The sequence below is a fragment of the Okeania sp. genome, from assembly GCF_983059655.1.
Genome location: NZ_CEZPJD010000454.1, coordinates 1 through 6,278, shown reverse-complemented (window position 1 = coordinate 6,278; position 6,278 = coordinate 1). Strand labels below are relative to the sequence as shown.

At 34.2% G+C, this 6,278-nt stretch carries 3 protein-coding genes; 2 read left to right on the top strand and 1 reads right to left on the bottom strand.

The window, feature by feature from the left end; all coding sequences use genetic code 11:
- Positions 1–748 (bottom strand): asparagine synthase-related protein (locus AC3DU7_RS21680; RefSeq protein ID WP_488041379.1); only part of this gene is annotated, 748 nt, incomplete at its 3' end.
- A 798-nt stretch (positions 749–1,546) separates the two neighbouring features.
- Here AC3DU7_RS21680 and AC3DU7_RS21675 point away from each other — a divergent pair.
- Both AC3DU7_RS21675 and AC3DU7_RS21670 read left to right on the top strand, forming a co-directional pair.
- Complete coding sequence (locus AC3DU7_RS21675) at positions 1,547–2,029, top strand: O-linked N-acetylglucosamine transferase family protein (protein ID WP_488041378.1); 483 nt, start codon at positions 1,547–1,549, stop codon at positions 2,027–2,029.
- A 772-nt stretch (positions 2,030–2,801) separates the two neighbouring features.
- The gene (locus AC3DU7_RS21670) at positions 2,802–6,215 is read left to right on the top strand and encodes a response regulator (protein ID WP_488041377.1); all 3,414 of its coding nucleotides are present in this window, start codon (positions 2,802–2,804) and stop codon (positions 6,213–6,215) included.
- Positions 6,216–6,278 lie beyond the last annotated feature (63 nt).

The window sequence follows — 6,278 nt, the reverse complement described above, 5'->3', positions numbered from 1 at the left end:
AATGTTGAGCAACTAAACTAGAAAATTCTAATTCATTAGGTAATTCTGCACCAAAATGTATTGAATAAGTATGTACTGGATAATGATGATTTTTTGCTGCTAATGCCACAATACAACTCGAATCTAAACCACCCGATAAATAAGCTCCCACTGGTTGATTATTTGGTAAATATTCAGGAATAATTTTATCTAGAAGAGAACGTAATTTTTGACCATGATATTCTAAAGGTTTATCGGCATTTTTTACTTGTACTTGTGGTTGCCAATAAAATATTGGTGATGGAATTTTTAAATCATTAGTAAAATGGATAAAACTTCCCGGTCTTAATTCTTTTACTTCCTGCCAAAGAGTACGTTCCCCAGGCACAAAAGCACAACAAAGATAATCCCGTAAAGCTATTAAATCTAATTCATCAGAATGGTAAGAAGAAAGAATTTTTAATCTAGGAGAAATCCAAATAGTTGAGTCAGTAGTAGTGTAATATAAAGTCCGTCCACCCACGCGATCGCGTCCAATCCATAATTCTTTTTCTTCTCTATCCCAAACAGCTAAAGCAAAAATTCCTTCTAACAACAAAAAAGTTTTTACCCCATAACTTTGCCATAATTCAGCAACTATTTGAATAGCAGTAAGAGAGGTAGAAATATCTAAAAAATTTTGTAATTGTGACAGATTAGTTAAATAAAAATCGCCCACAACAACAAACCTTTCATTAGAGCTAAAAGTAGGTTGAGCTTGATGAATCAAAAAATGGCGATCGCTCCAAGAAATATCTACCTTTATCTGGTCTATTTTTCCCTAAGCAAGATGCCAATTAGGAGTAATTAAATTTTTGTTTATAGGAACGGATGATTGTCTATTTAATGATAAAAAAGAAAACTTCATATCTATTAATTTAGATGATAATTATTGGATAGGTTATGCATAGTAATGTTCAACAATGAATAATGAATAATGAATAATGAATAATTACCTCTCCTTGAAAGAAGAGGATTGACAAAGAGATGAAAATTTTTCTTTATTATCCCTTTAAAAGGGGAGGCTTTAAACCACAAATTTTCGGTAAGATAATTTAAGGACAGAATCAAAAGTTATTCATGATGCCCATCAATTTAATAAATTTTTAGTGATGAAAAAATTATCTCCCATCATCAAAACCCTAATAGTTACCGAATAATTAATAATTATTAATTAAATAATTCTGGTTAAAAGCCTCCCCTTTCAAGGGGAAAAAAGCGGTCAAGGGATGGATGGGTTTCCTAACCATATCCAAAATTTTCTTATCCTCAAAAAATAGGTAAATTGTGTATAGGTTACGTTTCTGGTGATTTTTATGGTCATGCTGTCGGACGATTAATTTCTGGAGTATTTGAACAGCATAACCGAGACAAAATTTAAGTCTTTGCCTACCATTTATTAAATACCAATGATCGAGTAACAGAAACTATCAAAAATGGTTGCGATGAATTTCGGTATCTCGACGAAATATCTGCCGAAAATGCTGCCCGCCAAATTAACAGGGATAGGATTGATATTTTAATAGATTTGGCAGGTTATACAGCTTACAGTAAAACCGAAATAATGGAAAATTTACGCCAGAGTGCCAAGAATAGAGGAGTAAAACCCGAAAGACTGATTTTTGCCCAAAAAATCTCACACCCGGAATATCTAGCTCGGTTATCTTTGGCCAACTTAGCTTTAGATACCCTGATTTATAATGATGGTTGTACCACTGTTTGTGCTTTATATGCAGGTTTGCCAGTGTTGACAAAACCAGTTTCTACTAATGCAGCTCGGACGGGGGTAAGTATTTGTACGAGTGCTGGGATAGAGGAAATTATTTGTCATAGTCTAGAGGAATACGAACAGAAAGCCATATTTATGGGAACTAATCCAGAAGAGTTACTACCGTTGCGAGAGAAATTAAAACTCCGAAATAGTCCTTTGTTTAATTTATCTGATTTTGTGGCTATTTTGGAAGTGGCATTAGAAGAAATTTGGAATTATTATAGCAATTTCTCAAAATAATGCTATAATTCCGATGCGACTTCAGTTATTAAGTAATAATAATAATTCAGTAATTTTTGTAAGGATTATCGGCATTAATCCAAAATATCTTATGCCTTTAAATCCTACTTCCTACTCCCTACTCCCAATGAGATGTCGCAAAATTTTTGAGAAATAGTATTAGATGGCGACCGTATTAGTCATATTCGTAGCGAGTTATTTTTCCTAGAGCATCGTTCAAAAATCAATAATTAATAATTAATAATTAACAATTATCTTTCCTTAAAAAAAGGATTGACTCAAAGGAAAATTTTTCTTTTTATCTCCTTAAAAGTAGTATTTTCTTGCACTTTTTCCTATCTTCTATGTCCCCAAAACCACTAATTTTGTAAGTTTGTAGCGCTTGCTTTTTGGGAATTGCTATAATCTAAAATAAAGTAAAGTATAAATGTGGTACAACTGACGGGGTAAATATTTTGTGCTTGTTCACTACCCTAATTCCCATCTTCCCTACTCCCTAAAAATCAATATATGTACCTCATAACTTCGGAAACTGCTGTATGTAAATAAAATCGAGTCTAATAGACATCTCCGACAATAAAAAATAAAATCAATTATCGCACAGAAATTATCAATTCTTTTCCTCTACTGCCTACAGCAAAGCTGCCTACTGCCTCTTTTCCGGAGATGTCTAATAGAAATCTCCAAAAATTCAAAATAAAATCAATTATTATCCATAAATTATCAATATTTCTCCCTGTTCCCTGTTCCCTATTCCCTATATTTAAAGACTATGGCATCTAGAAATCAAGATTTATCGAGCGAGAATACTAGAAAAAATTCCTTGCGCAACGTTTTTATTGTGCCTTTTGTTTTACAGATATTAACAACATTTGCATTAATTGGTTATCTCTCTTTTAGAAATGGAGAAAAAGCAGTTAATCGATTAGCAAGTCAATGGGAACATGAAGTTACAAATCGTGTTGAAGACCACCTAAATCATTACCTAGAATACCCTCACATTATTGTTCAAAGTAATCTCAATGCTATTCAACTCGAACAACTAAATACTAGAAATATTGATACCTTAGCCTTTCATTTTATTAAACAAATTCAATTGTATAAATTTGTTTCTGCTATCTATTTTGCAGGTGATTATGAAAATGGAGAATATGCTCAAGGCAGACGAAATATAGATGGTACTCTAAATATAAAAGTATATGAAGATTTTCCCAATCGTGTCGATTATCTCGTAAATAAAGAAGGTCAACGTATTAAAAAGCTGCAAAATAGAGATTTTTATCCTCAAACAAGACCTTGGTATCAAGGTGCAATCAAGGCAAAGAAACCAACTTGGACTGAAATTTATAACTTTGTTGGCCCGGGTGAACTAGGCATTACATTTTCTGCACCTGTTTTAGACAAAACTGGGCAATTCAGGGGAGTAATTGCTGTAGATTTGATTCTGAGTGATATTAGTGATTTTCTCAGAAAACTAGAAGTTCCCCTTAAGAGTCAAGTTTTTCTGTTAGAAACATCTGGAGATTTGATTGCTAGTTCCACATCAGAAAATCCCTATTTTTTATCAGAAGAAAATCAAATGCCGCAAAGAATAAAAGCAGTAGCTAGTCAAAATCAATTAACTCAAGCAGCTGCCAAATATTTGATGCGAAAAATAGACAACTTTTCTGAAATAAAAACAACTCAAGAATTTAAATTTAAAGTTAATGGCCAAGCTCATTTTCTCCATATTGCTCCACTAGAACTTCAGCAAGGTTTAGACTGGATACTTGTAATAACTGTCCCGACTTCTGATGTGATGGGAGAGATTTATGCTAATACACGCACCACAATATTACTTTGTATTGGAGCTTTAACTGTAGCAATTGTAGTAGTAATTATGACAGTACGTTTGGTTACTGCACCTATTGTCAAACTTAATTCTGCTGCCAAAAAAATTACTAAAGGTAAATGGGACACTCAACTCAATATTTACCGTAACGATGAAGTGGGAGAGCTGACTCACTCTTTCAATTGTATGGCAAACCAACTGAAAAATTCCTTTAAATCTCTAGAAGCAAACAACCAACAACTCAAGCAACTAGATCGCCTCAAAGACGAATTTTTAGCCAACACTTCTCACGAACTACGAACCCCCCTCAATGGTATTATCGGTATTGGTGAATTTCTTTTAGAAAGCAATACAGAAAAATTGAATTCAGTCACCACTGGCAACTTAACGATGATAGTTTCTAGCGCTCGTCGTCTCTCCAACCTTGTCAACGACATTCTCGACTTTTCTAAAATCAAACATCACACACTAGCATTAGACTTTAAACCTGTTGATGTTTATGGAGTGGTAGAAGCAGTAGTCATCTTAAATCTTTTACTCAGCAAAAAGAAAAATCTCAAACTAATAAATGCTTTTCCTAAAGATTTACCCCCCGTCTATGCTGATGAAAACCGTCTACAACAAATTCTATATAACTTAATCGGTAATGCTATTAAATTTACTGAGTCTGGTGAAGTCAAAGTCTCAGCAGAATTAGTTGACAACCATAAGACAAACTTTGATCGACAACCCTGCACCCAAGACCGAGATATAGATCTATCTAAGCAACTGATAATTGTCGTTTCCGATACTGGTATCGGTATTCCCACTGATAAACTAGAGCGCATCTTTGAATCATTTGAGCAAGGAGAAGGTTCCACAGTTAGAAAATATGGAGGTACAGGTTTAGGGTTAGCAGTCACGAAACAATTAGTTGAACTCCATAGTGGCCGGATATGGGTTGAATCTGAAGTCGGTGTCGGTTCTCATTTTTGCTTTACCCTGCCCATTTCTCAAAAACCTGTAACCGATCCCCCTTCTCTTCCTACTTCTCACATCAACAGTATTCATTCGATCGAGCAACTAGAAATACCCGTAGAAACTGAACACAACGAATGTTATTTAGCTGATGGTGATTTCCACATTTTAATTGTTGATGATGAACCAATAAATATTCAAGTTCTCAAAAATCACTTAACAGCAAATAACTACAAAGTTACCCAAGCATTAAACGGAAAAAATGCTTTAGCTGCTTTAGATAAGGAAGAAAATATAGACTTAATTTTGCTAGATGTAATGATGCCTAACATGTCTGGTTATGAAGTTTGCGCTAAAATTAGGGAAAAATATCCTGCCCAAACTTTGCCAATTTTAATGTTAACAGCTAAAAATCAAGTGGCTGATTTAGTTATGGGTTTCCAATTTGGTGCTAATGATTATTTGACTAAACCTTTTGCCAAAGATGAATTATTAACTAGACTTAAAACTCATCTGCAATTATCAAAAATTACTAATGCTTACGGACGTTTTGTCCCCCACGAATATGTAAAATTACTCTCTAAAGAAAATATTATTGATGTTAATTTAGGCGATCGAGTTTGTAAGCAAATGGCAATTTTCTTTTCTGACATTCGTTCTTTTACTACTCTATCTGAGAAGATGACAGCTCAAGAAACTTTTGCTTTTGTTAATGGTTATTTACAACAAGTCGCTCCAGAAATTCGCGGTCGCAATGGTTTGATTATTAAGTTTATGGGAGATGGCATTATGGCAGTATTTCCTAATGGTGTTGATGATGCTATACAGTCATCTATTTCTCAGCTTCATAAATTACACAAATATAATCAAACTCTACAAGCTAAAGGTTTATTTCCCATTAAAATTGGTGTAGGTATTCATTGGGGCCACATGATGGTGGGTATAGTAGGAGAGAAAACTCGAATGTCGGGAGATGCAATTTCTGATAATGTTAATTTGACAGCTCGTTTGGAAGGTTTAACTAAGTATTATGGGGTTTCTTTGTTAATTTCTGAATCAGCTTTTCAGGGTTTAAAAAATCCAGAAAAATATCAAATTAGGTTTTTAGACCGGGCGTCGGTTAAGGGTAGAGATGAACCAATTAATGTTTATGAAGTGATGGATGCTGAAATTGATGAAGTGCGAGAATTAAAGTTAAAAACTCAGGCAGATTTTGAAAGTGCTACAAAATATTTTTGCTCTGGAGATTTCGTTTCAGCTAAACTTTATTTTGACAAAGTATTAGTAGTAAATTCTTCAGACCAAACAGCTAAACTTTATTTAGATAGAATTGATAAATTAATATCCACTGGTATTCCAGAAAACTGGAATGGAGTTTGGGCATTTACTCAGAAGTAAGGAGTAGGGGAGTGGGGGAGTAGGGGAGTGAGGGAGTAGGGGAGTGGGGGAGTGGGGGAGTGG